This window comes from Leptospirales bacterium (assembly GCA_019694655.1).
GTDB lineage: Bacteria > Spirochaetota > Leptospiria > Leptospirales > Leptonemataceae > SSF53.
On sequence record JAIBBN010000026.1, the window covers coordinates 1 to 14,129 of the forward strand.

General features: G+C 58.5%; 9 protein-coding genes. 3 read left to right on the forward strand and 6 right to left on the reverse strand.

Annotation, left to right across the window (positions count from 1 at the left end):
• Positions 1-357: glycerol-3-phosphate acyltransferase (locus K1X75_18010; GenBank protein ID MBX7059962.1), on the forward strand; the 357-nt coding region annotated here is incomplete at its 5' end.
• 29 nt (positions 358-386) lie between these two features.
• Positions 387-1,703 carry an adenylate/guanylate cyclase domain-containing protein gene (locus K1X75_18015; protein ID MBX7059963.1) on the forward strand — a complete coding sequence of 439 codons (1,317 nt, stop codon included), beginning with the start codon at positions 387-389 and terminating at the stop codon, positions 1,701-1,703.
• A 36-nt stretch (positions 1,704-1,739) separates the two neighbouring features.
• On the opposite strand, the gene K1X75_18020 is transcribed toward K1X75_18015, so the two are convergent.
• From K1X75_18020 to K1X75_18030, 3 genes are all read right to left on the reverse strand, one after another.
• Positions 1,740-3,542, reverse strand: a complete 1,803-nt coding sequence (locus K1X75_18020; GenBank protein MBX7059964.1) for a 7TM-DISM domain-containing protein — start codon at positions 3,540-3,542, stop codon at positions 1,740-1,742.
• Positions 3,543-3,681: 139 nt separating this feature from the next.
• Complete coding sequence (locus K1X75_18025) at positions 3,682-4,320, reverse strand: response regulator transcription factor (protein ID MBX7059965.1); 639 nt, start codon at positions 4,318-4,320, stop codon at positions 3,682-3,684.
• 2 nt (positions 4,321-4,322) lie between these two features.
• Positions 4,323-8,144: a GAF domain-containing protein gene (locus K1X75_18030; GenBank protein MBX7059966.1), complete on the reverse strand. Its 3,822-nt coding sequence runs from the start codon at positions 8,142-8,144 to the stop codon at positions 4,323-4,325.
• A 153-nt stretch (positions 8,145-8,297) separates the two neighbouring features.
• On the opposite strand from K1X75_18030, the gene K1X75_18035 reads away from it, so the two are divergent.
• Positions 8,298-8,666 (forward strand): metalloregulator ArsR/SmtB family transcription factor, encoded by a 369-nt coding sequence (locus K1X75_18035; protein ID MBX7059967.1) that lies wholly within the window; start codon positions 8,298-8,300, stop codon positions 8,664-8,666.
• Between the two features lie 13 nt (positions 8,667-8,679).
• On the opposite strand, the gene K1X75_18040 is transcribed toward K1X75_18035, so the two are convergent.
• The 3 genes from K1X75_18040 to K1X75_18050 are packed head-to-tail and all read right to left on the reverse strand — an operon-like array spanning position 8,680 to position 14,107.
• Positions 8,680-12,078, reverse strand: a complete 3,399-nt coding sequence (locus tag K1X75_18040) for a cation-transporting P-type ATPase (GenBank protein ID MBX7059968.1) — start codon at positions 12,076-12,078, stop codon at positions 8,680-8,682.
• 30 nt (positions 12,079-12,108) lie between these two features.
• Entirely contained in the window at positions 12,109-13,047 is a 939-nt protein-coding gene (locus K1X75_18045) for an NAD+ kinase (GenBank protein MBX7059969.1), read from the reverse strand.
• Complete coding sequence (locus tag K1X75_18050) at positions 13,034-14,107, reverse strand: band 7 protein (protein MBX7059970.1); 1,074 nt, start codon at positions 14,105-14,107, stop codon at positions 13,034-13,036. The genes K1X75_18045 and K1X75_18050 overlap by 14 nt, the downstream gene beginning before the upstream one ends.
• Positions 14,108-14,129 lie beyond the last annotated feature (22 nt).

Consider the following 14,129-nt stretch of genomic DNA (forward strand, 5'->3'; position numbering starts at 1 on the left):
TCGGACAACTCACTCTTCCACCTTTCCAATCGCATCTTCCGCGAGCTGCGCGCCATCGGCGTGCGCCTGGGAGGAATGGAAAGCACCTTCGACGGACTCAGTGGCATGACCGATCTAATGCTCAGCTGCTTCGGTCAGGATGCGCACGACCGGCAGTACGGCCACGACTTCATCTACGGACGAACCAAACCGGAAAGCAAATCAGCCGGTCTCTTTGGACTGAAGTATCTGCCAGGTCTGGTTCATCTTTCGGCGGAGGAGTATCCGATTGTCTGGGCGATCTATCAGATCGTTATCGGCGGCGCCAGCCTCGATCGACTGATGATGGAAATGACCTACTCGCTGCGTCGCTTCTAACAGACTGCGGCGCGCGGCGCGGCGGAACGATGGCAAAGAACGCAGCGTATTTGCGAGAGCGGATGGGGGCGCTCTATCGCTTGCGCGCCGAGCAATCGGAGCGCATTGCCGCCTGGATTCGTCTGGCGGCGCTGGCAGGCGTGATTCCGCTGGTGGCAGCATTGATTCTGGAACGCGGCGACGGCGCACGCCCATTTGAACTGCTGCAGTTTGGCCTGATGGGCCTCGGCCTGCTCTACAGCGCCGCAGTTCTACTCTTGATTGGGCGCGGCCAATTCCAGACCTGGATGCCAAATTTCTCAGTGGCAGCGGACGGCGCAGGCCTGACGCTGAGCCTCGCTGCCGGCGCGTGGATGGGTTCTCCTTACTACCTGCATTCCAGCGCCGCCATCTTGCTCTTTGCCGTCTATGTTGCCGCCGTATCGACCAGGCTTTCAACCCAGTTGACGCTGGCCGCGGCGCTTTGGTCGGCGCTTTCCTATACGGCACTCTGGGCCTTCTACTATCCGGAGATTCGCGCGGCGCCAGGCGCGGCAATACTTCCCGCCATTCAGGTCAGTTCGTTTTTGTTGCGCAGCTTCTACATCCTGGCCGCCGGACTGCTGTGCTATCTGACTGTTCGCTTCGTCAACATTATGGCTCTGGACACCGTCGAGGCCACTGCCGAAAAGCAACGCCTGGAAGCGGAACGATCCTTGCTTTCTCGCTTCCTGCAGCCGGAGCTGGTGGAGAAGTTAGTGAGCGGCGATATGCGCGCCGTCAGCGAAGGTCGCCGCCTGGAGCTCTGCATCGGCTTTGTGGACATTCGCGGATTTACTGCCCTCTGTGAGCGAATGCCGCCAGAAATGCTGCAGCCATTTATGAATCGCTACTTTTCGGCAATCACCGAGGAAATACTGGGGCGCGGCGGCACGCTGGACAAGTATCTGGGCGATGGCGTCATGTTCTTCTTTGGCGCGCCAATCAGTCAGCAGGATGATGCTGATCGCGCGATGCAGACTGCATGCGGCATTGACCGTGCGCTGCTGGAATTCAATCAAGAGAATGCGATGATTGGCCTTCCGGAAATTGAGTACGGGATCGGCCTGCACAGCGACGTGGTGATCGTGGGCGCTTTTGGCAGCCCCGAACGCATCGACTACACGGCTTTTGGCGACGGAGTCAACGTTGCCTCGCGCATCGAGAAGGCAAGCCGCGATGGCAATCGGCGCATTCTGCTATCGGATCGCGTTCGGCGGCGCCTGCGCCAGGACTACAGCATTCAGAGCATTGGCTTTGTACAGCTTCCCGGCAAGAGCGAAAGCATGGAACTTTTCGCACCTCAACTGGATTCGATGCCAGACTGACTACATAGAATCGATGCCGTCAATCTGATCGGGGCGTCAGATTGCGCGCAGCGGCAGTATAACGCGTACGCAAAAGCGGTCGCCGCTGCGCCAGGACTGCAATCGGCCGGCCAGTCGCGCGGCGCGTTCTGCCGCGCGACGCGGCGCGTCATTTTCGACCGGCTCGCCGGCGCTGGACTCATTGGCCTGCTCAATCAAGAGCATCTGGTCCAGCACGCGGATGTTCCAGCTGGATTCGCCCCGACCGTGCTTCAGGTCATTGGTACAGAGTTCGTTGAAGAGAAAAAATAGATCCAGGGTGCGTCGGGCATTGAAACTGGCGGAAGGGCCGCGCAGCAGTTCCGCAGCCGTCAGATCGGCCTCAAATTCCAGCTCCCGGCCGGCGTCGGCATAGCGGCGTAAAAGATTCATCTGAATGCCGGGCAGAGTTTCGCGCGTCGACAGCGAGAGATCCTCCATGAAGAGCAGCTGTGACCGAAACATGCGTACAGCGTCGACGATGCGCTGTCGAATGCCTTCCAGCGCCTCGCTATGGGTCGGCGACGCAACGCTGATCTGCCGCTCCGTGTGAATTTGAAGATCGGTCAATGCGCCGCCAAGATGGTCATGCAGGGCAACCTGCAGCTCCTCGCGCTGCGTCGCCACGGTCTCTTCGCTATCACGCAATGCGCTGCTCAGCGCGCTTCGCGATTGCACCGCATCCACGTGGTAGCGGGCCATGGCAATGGTCTGAAAAAAGACGAAGAGAATGAAGGCGGCCAGTACTGTAGTCGCCGGCGCCCCGCCGCGCCAGTTTTGGAAAAAGGCGAAGCTGCCAATGGCCGCCAGCAGCGCGACTCCCGCCGCCATCAGCATGTTAGCCGTTCCCCGACGAATTCTGGGAACTGCGACCAGCAACATGTATGCGGACATTGCGGGAAACATAATTGATACATAGATTGTATGGCCCACTGTAAGAAAGTGGAGATTGCCCAGATGCAGCAGGCAGCCCAGGGCGCCGGCGATAGAAAACCCAACGATGGTTCGCCAGCGCACTGCGTCTGGGAACAGGCTTCGCCAGACGGCAATCGCCACTGGCGGCGCCAGAATGTTCAGGGTGGCAAGTATGCGCGCTGCTGCTTCCCAGCCCAGATGGGGCCAGATTTCAGAAGCAATCTTGGTGCCCACAAACGGAATTCGCGCAGACAGTAAGAAGCAGACGACGCCAAAAAACAAAAAGGCATATTCTTTACGATGAAGCAGAAAAAAGAGAACGTGGTAGATTCCGGCGCCAACAATCATACCGAACGCGGTCAGTTCGATGGCGGTAGTGATCGCCGTCTGTCGGCGCACCACGGCAGCCCGGCCAAAGAGCAACTGGCCGCGCGCACCGCCATTGTAGACTGCATCGTTTTCAACATACAGGATTAGATCTACATTCCTGGATTCATTTTGAAAGAAGCCTGCCAGATCCTGACGATCGGGATGGCACGACCGATCGTCAGGCGCGGAGAATCCCTGTTCGGCAACTAATTGGCCATTGTTGAACAGTCGCGCACAACTTGTCTGGTGCACCAGCCGCAATCCAAGAGGCAAATCACTATCGGGGAGCGCAAGGCGCATGCGATAAGTCGCGCGACCAAAGGAACCGAGCCGCTTGCCGCGGATCTTCATACCAGACCAGCCATGTAAGTGCGCCAGAATTGCATCCGGCAGCGGCGCATGCGGCGAGACCAACTCCTCCTGTGAAACATATCGACCCCAGTACATTTCCCAGGGACCCTCCAGCGAGACTCCGAAGAACTGGTTGAGTTCCTGGAGCGATATGCTGCGCGGCGGCAGTGCGGCCGCAGGTTGCATCGTATCGTTTTCGCCGGCCCGGCAGGCCAAAAGCAAGAAGCACAACAGGATGCCAGAAGCGTTTAGAACCGCGGACCAGAGCCAGCCGCGGCTTGATCGCCGATTGCGGCGTTCATCAGGCCGCGGGGGAAGTAAGCTGCTAGAGCAAGGATAGTTCATGGGCGCGGGTTGCCAGCTGCGCTCGATTGTGTACCTTCAGCTTCTTGTAAATCGATTTCACATAGCCATGCACGGTGTGTTCGCTCAACTGAAGGAAGGTTGCCACTGATTGGATCGTCTTTCCTTTCACCATGAGTTGCAACACCTGCCGCTCGCGATCGGTGAGTTCCACCTCGGATTCCTCCGAACTTCGCCTGAAACTGGAAAACACGCGCAACGCGATCGTTGGCGTAATCAGGGCGCCGCCGTCGGAAACGATACGCAGCGCTGCGCCCAGATCGCCCAGCTCTGACTTCAGAATATAGCCCAAGGCCCCGCCTTTGATCGACTCAAAGACCATCGAATCGGAGTGCATGTTTGTAACCATGACTACGCGCATTTCCGGATACAGGCGACTGAGTTCGCTTACCAATTGTATGCCGCTGATTCCTGACAGCATGATGTCCAGTAGAAGGATCTCGACATTACGATGTAGAGGGTCGCGCAAAAACTGTTCGGCGGACGGCCATTCGCAAATCTGGCGCACCTCGGGGATCTGCGCCAGGCGACGGCGCAATTCCTCTCTAAATAGTTCGTCATTTTCAACAATCCCGACCGTATATTGAACCGGGCCCGACATGTTTACCATCCTTCGCGGTGACTCCGGTCCGCGCCGCTCAATCGCTGAGACGAGAGTCCATTGCGCGAGCCGGTCGCCATTGCTTCCGGATTCAATGCGGCGCGCAGTTCTTGAAAGCGAACGTTTGGCGCGGCGCCTTCCCGGTCCTGAGCCAGGTCAGGCCTGATGCCGCGAACGAAAAACATTTCGACATCGCCCTTGCCCTTGGCCTTGACGCGGCCGCGCGGTTCGCAAATGAAAAAATCCTTCACCAGCGAGTATGTGGCGCCGGATATGTTGACCTCGCCGGGTTCCCCCGAAGATTCCATGCGACTGGCGGTATTGACCGTATCGCCCCAGATATCGTAGGCAAATTTGGAATTGCCAACTACGCCTGCGGTCACCGGCCCTGAGTGAATTCCAATTCGAAGGCGCCAGAACTCCATGCCAAGGGCGTTTTTGATTTCCGCCGCCTGGCGCATCAAAGCCCGGAACTCCAGGGCGGCCAGAACGGTGTCCACCGGGTGCGTTCTGTTCGGCGTCGGCAACCCGCCGGCGCACATGTAGGCATCGCCGATAGTCTTCAACTTCTCCAGCGAGTTGCGTTTGACGACTTCGTCGAATTGACTGAAGCAGCCGTCCAGTTCGGCAATCAGCTCTCCCGGCCGCAGTCGCTCGGTCATTGCGGTAAAGCCGACAAAATCCGTGAACAGCACTGAAACGGAATCATAGAGATGAGGCGCGACGCGCCCCTCGCGCTTGAGTTCATCTGCCACACGCACCGGCAAGATATTCGTTAACAATCGATCCGATTCAGCGCGCGCCGCTTCCGAGGCAATCTGCGCCAGCTGTGTGTCGTGCAGCAATCTGGTGGCATGTACAGCGCCCGCTACCTGATCGCCAATCCTTGTACAAAATTCCAGCTCCGCGCGATTCATATGCCCCCGCTGCGCGCCGCCCATCAACAGAATGCCTTCCACTTCGCCGGCCAGCAAGATCGGGAGATGGACAATCCAGTTTGCTCCACTGAATTCGATGAAGGCCTTATCAACTGGCGAACTCTCCAGCCATTGACGATTGATATGGTCGATATGAAAAACGCGTTTGCGCTGAAAGCTGCGATAGATAGTGCCGCTCCTGGGCCCCAGCGGAATTTCGCGCAAGAGCTGGGGAAGCGTGGCCAGATCGCCGCGCTGGCCATGCAGGAACATGCTCTGGATGCGCAGCACGCCCTGCTCGCGGTTAGTAACCGCCAGACCAAAGACGGTGGCCCCGTAGCGCTGTCCGAGAATCTCTGCTACCAGGGAAACGATGGCGTCCAGATCAAGGGCGCGGTTGGATTCGCGCGCCAGCGCTGCCAGAATCTCAGAATGCTCGCGCTCCCGCTCAGCCGCCGCACGGGCCACAGCCGTTTGTTCCAGCAGATCCTGGGTGCGCACCGCCCCTGCCACCTGCGCCAGGGCTCGTTCCATGAATTGCTGGTTGGCAAGATCCGGAAGGCGCGCGCTGCGTCCGGTTGTCGAAAAGACGCCAATCGTCTTACCGTTGACTGCAATCGGAGTATGAACCGCCCATGTAAGCTTAAACTGTCCGACAAAGGTCGAATCCACCGGCGACAGCGCGATCAGCTGCTTGAAGTCAGCCATCTCTATGGCAAATTGGCGGCCAAGTTTCAGGGTTCTATAGACGCTGCCGCTGGTGCGACGCATGGGCAAGCTCTGCAATACCGGGGGCAGCGACGCCGGATTGATCGCTTTGCCATCCAGGTACGCTGCACGCAGCTTGATTTGTTTGCCTTCTTCATCAAGCAAGAACAGCGAAAGCGAAGCGGCCTGCAATCGCCGCGTAAAAAGCTCTACTGCAGCCGCCAGAGTGCTGTCCAGGTTTTCCGTTTCATTTGCTCGGCGAGCGATGTCAGCCAGGTCCTGAGCATCCAGGCGGCTGCGCAATACTTCATTGAAAAGGTTGGTGGAATGAATCGCGCCGGCAATCTGATCGGCAAAGGAGCTGACCTCGCGAATCTGATCCTGGCGCAGACCATTGGCGAGTTTCGCCGAAAACGATGTGGCCAGCACCAGACCAATGCTTTCATTGCGCACCACCAGCGGAATTAACAAGAACCATTGCAAGCCCAGGCCGAGAACCAGCTGTCGATCATATTCGATGCCGGGATAGTCGCGCTTGAATATGTCGCGCTTGCCGTTGACCTGCACGTAGAGCGGCTTGCCGCGTTCAAAGGCGCGACGGACGATGCCGCCGCCTTCGCCAGCAGGAATTCGGAACTGCCGGGTGACCGCCTTTTGCTCGGCCGTAATCTCCGAATGGCTGACGGTCGCCAGCGCATTGCTGCCTGGCTGCGGCGCCACCAGAAAGCAAGCCTCCAGACCGTACTCCTGTCCCAGGTGATCAAAAACCAGCTTTGTGACCAGTTCCAGATCGGTGGTTTCGTTCAGTACGCGCGAGATTTCCGCAAGTTTCTCCGCCGCCCGGCGCTCATACTCCGCAGTTTTTCGGGCTTCATCAGCCTCGGATTGAGCCATAGAAGCGCGATCGCGCTCCGCCGCCAATTCTTGAGTACGATGCAGCACGTTACGCTCAAGATTTTCAGTAAGCTCTTCCGAGGTCTCCAGAGCAAGAGCAAACCGACGTGATAGCGCCGCGGACTGCGCAGCGATAAATGCAACCAGGCCAAAGGAAGCCAGGTGACCGAAACCAATGGCATAGGTTGTAAATACAATATCGTGCGCTACTGTGGCAAAGAAGACAATGGATCCGGCCAGGCTCATCCGTGCGCCAAGCCGCTGGCGGCGGACCGCCTGCACCTGTATGAAAACAATGTAGATCATACCCACGACGGCAATCACCTGAAAGGCATTCAGGGTATGCGTAAATACAGTCGCAGGCGTCAGGAGTACCGCCAGAGCGCTGATCACGCCAATCGCGGTCAAGGTTCGAAAAATCCAGCGATCGAATTCCTTCGGAAAAAGATAGTAGGTATAAAGCATGAAGGCTGGCAATCCCGCATAGAAGCCAAGGTACTCGCCGGTGATCTTCCACTTCCAGGGGAAGCCAGGGATGATCAGGTCAATCATCTGCTCGCCGGTGCACATGATTCGGACCAGCACCACAAAGCAAAGCGCGGTAAAGTAGATCGCCGCCTGGTCCTTGCGACGGTAAATAAACAGCCCCAGATGGTAGAGCCCCATAATCAAGAGCGCGCCAATATTGAAGGCTTCCAACAAACTGCGACGGTCGTGCGAAGCGTGGAGCCAGCGGCTTTCGCCCACGGCGATGCGTGTAAGGAACCCGCCGCGCCGCTGGTTCTGGTTGCTGATGGCCAGAACGAGCTCCAGTTCGCCCTCGCGCGGCAAATCGAGAATGTGCTGCGCGTACTCCGGCAAGACCTGCGCCGGATCGAGGCTTACTCTGCCGCTGCCGGCAAGAGGATGACCGTTGACCCAGGCGCGATAGGCTGAATGCTGCTGTCCGAGATTGAGCGCCAGTTGCGGCGCATTGGCGGGCAGGAGAACGCGCAATCGATACGTTGCCGTGCCCATTCCATCCAGTGTGCGACCCTCTGCCGTGTGACCGTTCCAGCCGCCCGGCGCAACTATGAGATCTTCTCCGCGCAGACCGCGGCCGTCCTCATCCGGCAGCTGATTCCAGAAAAACTCCCACTCGCCGTTGAGGTATACTTCACCGGCGCTGGCAAAATCGAAATTTCGCAGGTCCAGAAGGCCGTTCTGGGCCTTCGGGACCGACCTGGTTTCGGCGAAGCAGCCAGGCAAATAGAGTGCGCTGCCCAGCAGGAACAGCAAAGGGCCGGTCCGGATAACGCGCATCATAGCCCACAACTCGATTGCACCGGGCCATCAAGCAATGACAAACAAGGTCCGGGCGCCCCCCGAACAGGGGGTTTCGAGCAGCCAAACTACGCCAGCCGACGGACTTGACAGGCCTGCATTGTTTGCCATTTCGTTAATTAACATATTTGCACCATGAGCAACCTGGATCGACTCTTCAGCGCCCTTGGCGACCCCACCCGACGAAGCGTGGTTGAGCAGCTCTCGCGCGGCCCCTGCACGGTCGGCGACCTGCGCACTCCACGCCCTATTTCGGCGCCGGCGCTCTCGCGGCATTTGCGCATCCTCGAACAGTGCGGCTGGATTGAACGGCGAGCCCAGGGCGCTTATCGACGCCTTGCCTTGCGCAGCGCGGCGCTGCGTGCGCTCAGCGAATGGCTGCGACGTCAGGAAAAAGCCTGGAAAGAGGCGGCGGAACGCAAAGAGAGTTCGTTGCAAAAACCCGAACGCCCCCGCCGCCCCGGCCTGCAGAAGGCTCGCCGACGCGGACGCCGCCCCGCCTGATCGCAGACCCCGATCACCCGTCGTCTTCCGAAACCAATCGCATACGCCATCCGCGTCGGCGCAGAAACTTGATTCCTTCATCGAAGAGCAACAATAGCAGCGGTCCGGCAAGGGCGGCCACGAACACGCTCCACGGCGCGGGAGCAAAATAGTAGATTGTGTTCAGGGGAGTGTAGACCAGGCAAACCAGAAAAAGCACTTCAAAAAAGATTCCGACAGTAATCAACGGATTTGAAACCAGATTCATCCAGATCCAGTGCTTCTCCAACGTCGAGGACAGAGCAATCACGATGCGTTGCGCGGACGCTCGCAGCAAACGCGGGTAGCGGCCAGGCAATCGAGTTCGCCGGAGCGACTGAAGCATCGACGCACGGCGCGATTCGGCCAAGAAATTGCGATCAAATAGCGAACGCGTGTCAGATCGTTTACAGAGTACGTTTACGATTTGCGTCGTGACCGTAGGAATAAAGAAGGCGCTGAGGCTCATCAGGTAAGCGGGACTGGCTTTGCTCATGTCCAGGCCCTCCGGCGAGGCCGGCATTGACAGCAGCGAAATGCCGTCCGAAAAAAGCCCTTGCGACCAGCCAAAAAACAGGTACGCCCCGTAGCAGGCGGCGGTCAAAATTGATCCGCGAATCAGATAGCTTTTCAATATTAAGCCGATACTTAGCAAACGTTCGTTTTGTTTGCGCGGCGGACGCCGCATCACGTCGCTTTCAGGCGGTTCGACGCCAAGGCCCATGGCGGGCAACAAATCGGTGCCAACATCCACTGCCAGGACGCCCATGACAGTCATGGCCAGCGGCGTTCCAGGAAATAGCATCCACAGAATGTAGGGCGCCATCTCTTGCGGATTTGAATTCAGGACATAGGCGATGAAACGACGGATGTTACGAAAGATAGCGCGGCCCTCCTCGATGGCAGCGACGATCGAGCTAAAGTTATCGTCGGCCAGTACCATATGCGCGGCTTCTCGCGCAACGTCGCTGCCTCGCTTGCCCATGGCGATGCCAATGTGCGCCCGTTTCAAAGCCGGCGCATCATTTACGCCGTCGCCGGTGACCGCAACGATCTCTCCAGCTTCGCGCAATATGTTTACGATTCTCAATTTCTGTTCGGGACTGACCCGCGCAAAGATGCTGTCGCCCTGCGCCAGCAGTTGCGCCAGGTCGGCGTCAGTCAGTTCGGCAAGCTCAGATCCAGAATAGCTGCGGCCGGAGGACGTCAGATTCATTGCGATTTGCTGGCCAATGCTTTCCGCTGTGCGCGCATAGTCGCCGGTGATCATTACAATGCGAATGCCCGCCTGGTGACAGGCGGCGATGGCCTCAGCGACCTGCGGTCGCACCGGATCGCGAATTGCGGCCAGTCCAAGAAAAATAAGACGCGATTCTGCGTCCTCTTGACTGTCCGTCATTCCTTCGGCAGCGGAATCCTGTCGACAGGCCAGAGCCAGGACGCGCAGGCCCTCGGCAGCAAAGCGATCATTTTGCTCTCGAATTTTGGCGCGCAAATCATCCTTCAAAATCTCGACCCCCGACTCCATCCACGCGCGATCACAGCGCTCCAGCAGCTCCAGCGGCGCGCCTTTGGCGTATACAATGGCGCCGCCATCGCCGGCCGTCGAACGGACGACAACGCTCATGCGCTTGCGCACCGATTCAAAGGGAAACAGGCGGAGATTTTGCCTTGCGCCTTGCATTCCGCCCTTGAGCGCCAGGGCCATCAAGGCGCCCTCGGTTGGATCTCCGCTCAATTTCCATTCGCCCCCTTCGCGACGCAAATGGGCATTGTTACAAACGTATGCACAACGTAACAATTCCAGCAGCGCTGGCCTGCGATCCAGACGATCGATCGAAATGGCTTGTCCCTTGACCTTCAGTTCGCCGCTCGGCGCATAGCCGGTTCCAGAGACAGAAAACAGTTCGCCGCCAGCAAGAAGATCGGTAACCGACATCACGTTCTGGGTTAGCGTTCCGGTTTTGTCCGTACAGATCACAGTTGTGCAGCCAAGCGTCTCCACCGAGGAGAGATTCTTGACGATTGCATTGCGCCGGGCCATGCGCTGGACGCCCAACGCCAGAGAGAGCGTCACCGTCGGCAGCAGTCCCTCCGGCACATTTGCCACAAAAAGCCCGATGCAAAAGACCAGGGCCTGTGAGAAATGAAGTCCGGCAAATTGCCAGCCAAGGCCAAGAAAAACTGCGCCCATCACGGCTGCCAGCAGTGCGATGGTTTTGACCGTTCCACGTAGCTGGCGCTGTAACGGCGTGTCCTCAGCGCGAATAGCCTGCGTCATGCCGGCAATTCGTCCAATTTCGGTATTCATTCCCACGCCGAAAACCACGGCGCGAGCGGCGCCTCGTTGCACGGTCGAGCCGGCAAAGACAACGTTAGGCATCTCAATCCAGAGGAAGGGTTTATCAATGAGAACAGGTCGATCGGACTTGTAGCGCCTGGCGGAAGCCGATTCGCCAGTTAACAGCGAGTTGTCCACCTCCAGTTCGGTCGCGTCAATCAAGCGCGCATCCGCCGGAACGGCGTCGCCCTCATCCAGCAAAATGACATCGCCTGGCGTGGCCAGTTCCGCATCGATCTCGCGCACCTCGCCATCGCGCAGCACGCGACAGCGGTGGGCCAGCATGCGCTGCAAGGTTTCCACGGCGCGGTCGGTCCGCGCCTCCTGAAGGAAGGAAAAGATTCCGTTCACGCCAATCACGACAAATATGGCAAGGCCCAGCTGTGGCAAATCAACGCCCGGCGCGAAGCAAAGCGCCGCGGCGCCCCATAGCAGAATGGCAAAAAAGCTGAAGAAACTGCGCATCAAGCGCAAGGTCCACGGAGTGCGTCGCCTGGCGCGTAGAGCATTCTTGCCGTAGCGTTGCAGGCGACGATTGGCCTCCGCTTCGCTGAGTCCGCGCTGCAAATCTGTGGAGAGCTCCAAAGCCAGGTCACTTTGGCTCATGTTGAAGTAGGTGGGACCCTGCGCCTGGCCTTCCGCCGCAGCGATGCGCTGTCGAATGGACTCGGCGTCGCGCATCCGCGAAAGCTCGCCCACCAGCGGCGGCAAGAGCGCCGCCAGGCGCGCCAGCAAGGCAAGGGAACGCTCCGGATCGTTCAGCGGAGTCAGCAGTATCGCTATGATTCGAAAGCTTAGCGTCGATCGAGTGGCTGACTTCCCGCTGACAATGCCAATGTGCAAGCGCGGCGAATTGATGCCATGCAATGCCGCGTGCGGGAATATTGCCGGGCCGCTGGCCCCCTCTGGACGCTCGGCAGAACTGCGCAGTTCGGCCAGTAGTTGTGGCGTACATTCAACATCGCTGCTATCCAGCATGCGACGCAACGCTTGATCCAGGTCGCCGGACAATCCCGTTTGAATCGACTGTCGCGATAGCAGTTCGCGGATCATGTGGCAGTCTGCCTTCCCCGAGCGCGGCGCTCAGTCTTCCGGATTCAAAAGCAAACGCGTGGTCTTTTCGGCAAGCCGAACCTTTGCTGTGGCGCCGGCGTTGAACTCCAGAAAATCAGACTCCATTCCGTCAGAGAAGATTACGCCGCCTTCCGACATGTGGCTTTCGATGGTCAGTTCTTCACGATCGCGAATCTCGCCACAGACCAGATCGGCGCCGCTCCACTTGCTGCGAAAAGGTTCGCGCACTACAAACAGCAGCTTTCGTTCTTCCCACGCCAGGGGCGTAGCGGCGATCTTCTTGGAGGCCGCGCCTGCAAACTGAGCCACGCCAGCAGCCATATTGTACATAGAGGAAAGCCACCCGGTGCTGCCGGCAGGCGTGGACACAATCAAACCGCTGGAACTGTGCCGCTCGGATTTCTTGCGGTGGTGAATTGTATATCGCGCACTGGTATGCGTTCGTACGCCAAGAAACAGGTCGTTGAATGCGAAGAGGCTCTGGCCATCATTCAGGTCAACCCGCGCCATGGAAATGGATCGTTGCTGGAGCCCGGCGCGCAACAATCGCTGGAGCGCGGGCGCGACCTGGTCGGGCAGGAAGGGCAATAGTACGCCGTCAAAACGCGAGGGGTCCGGATTAACTGCCAGTACCGCCTGACCATCCAGATATTTCGCAGTATTGACCACCAATCCATCCTGCCCGAGTGTAATCACCAGGTCATCCGGTCCAAAAACAAAGTTGGGCAAGAAGGATCGATCGATGACCTGGAAACGAAGTTCAGCAGGGAAGGATTTCACCAGCTGGTCGCGGGCGCGCAGGTAGTTGGCGTCCTCGGATTCATAGTCATCGAAGCTTTGCCCGCGACTCTGCACAAAGAAGCGGGCCTGCTGCTTGGTATTGTAGCGCTTGACCGATTCCTGCAAGCGCGTCGGACGCGTAACCAGAATGATTTTATCGATTGCCATCAGCCTTGATCAGCGACTCCAGCAGCTCCGGACTGAGATTCAACGTGCCAATTTTCTCAGAATTGCGCGCCAGGTCGCGGAAGGCGCGACTGATCAGCGTGCGCGAATCCAGCTGCTGCAGCGCCAGGATCTCCAGTAGCTCTGGAGAGAGCGTTTGCAGGGCGCCCAGTTTGGTACGCGCCGCCTCCGCTTCCGCGCGCGCTCGGGCCACAGTGTTTTCTGTCGCCGCGGCCACCAGTTTCTTGCGCTGTTCTTCCAGCGCGGTCTGCGATTCCAGTTTCCCCCGTTCGATCTCGGCCTTGCGCTCCTCGACCATGGCCGCCGTTTCCATCTTGCGCTCTTCGATCACCTTTTGCTGCTCCTGCACAGCGATTTCGGCGCGCATCTGTTCTTCGCGAATCTGGCGATTCTTTTGCTCGACGGCGATCTGCGTCTGCAGTTCATTCTCTTTGATTTGCCGCTCCTGTTCCACGGCAAAGTTGCGCCGCATGTAGATAGCCTGATCGGCGTCTTTCAAGAGCGTCTCACGGGCGGCGGCTTCCAGTGCGCGCGCCATTTCCGGCGAGGGGCTGATGCGCAGCAGTGTAAAGTCAAGGGCCTCGAGGCCAAGTTCGGCAAAAACCGGCGCGTCTTTGATTCGCTCGCTCACATGACGGGCCAGCTCCGGACCGGCGCTCAGACTATCGCGCAGCGAATAGCTCTGGATTTTTTCGCGAAGCAAGAGTTGAACAAGATTGGTCAGTCGCAGGGTGAGCTTTTCGGCGCCGTCGCCCAGTGGAACGCCGCGCGCATCGATACTGAAATCCAACATCGCTGCCAGTCGCAGCGCATCCTTAACCCGATAGGTCAATTGACCCTGGATGTCGATGCTCTGGTAGTCATTTGTTGTTTCCTGGAAAATGAATGGAACATCACGGCTATCCGCCGGCAGCACAACCAGCGAGGCCGAAGGCGAGTAGTAGAAGAATGCCAGGCCGGCGCCGTGTTTTCGGGCCCGCCCGCGCCGAAAGAGAATGACGTATTCCGATGGCCTGGTTTTCAGATAGCGAATCCCGAACATAGAGCAAAGGCGCCCTGTCCGG

Excerpts from the sequence above, each read along its gene's own strand:
- K1X75_18045 (MBX7059969.1), bottom strand. The coding sequence starts at position 13,047 with ATGGCAATCGATAAAATCATTCTGGTTACGCGTCCGACGCGCTTGCAG.
- K1X75_18050 (MBX7059970.1), bottom strand. The coding sequence starts at position 14,107 with ATGTTCGGGATTCGCTATCTGAAAACCAGGCCATCGGAATACGTCATT.
- K1X75_18040 (MBX7059968.1), bottom strand. The coding sequence starts at position 12,078 with ATGATCCGCGAACTGCTATCGCGACAGTCGATTCAAACGGGATTGTCC.
- K1X75_18015 (MBX7059963.1), top strand. The coding sequence starts at position 387 with ATGGCAAAGAACGCAGCGTATTTGCGAGAGCGGATGGGGGCGCTCTAT.
- K1X75_18020 (MBX7059964.1), bottom strand. The coding sequence starts at position 3,542 with ATGCAACCTGCGGCCGCACTGCCGCCGCGCAGCATATCGCTCCAGGAA.
- K1X75_18030 (MBX7059966.1), bottom strand. The coding sequence starts at position 8,144 with ATGATGCGCGTTATCCGGACCGGCCCTTTGCTGTTCCTGCTGGGCAGC.
- K1X75_18035 (MBX7059967.1), top strand. The coding sequence starts at position 8,298 with ATGAGCAACCTGGATCGACTCTTCAGCGCCCTTGGCGACCCCACCCGA.
- K1X75_18025 (MBX7059965.1), bottom strand. The coding sequence starts at position 4,320 with ATGTCGGGCCCGGTTCAATATACGGTCGGGATTGTTGAAAATGACGAA.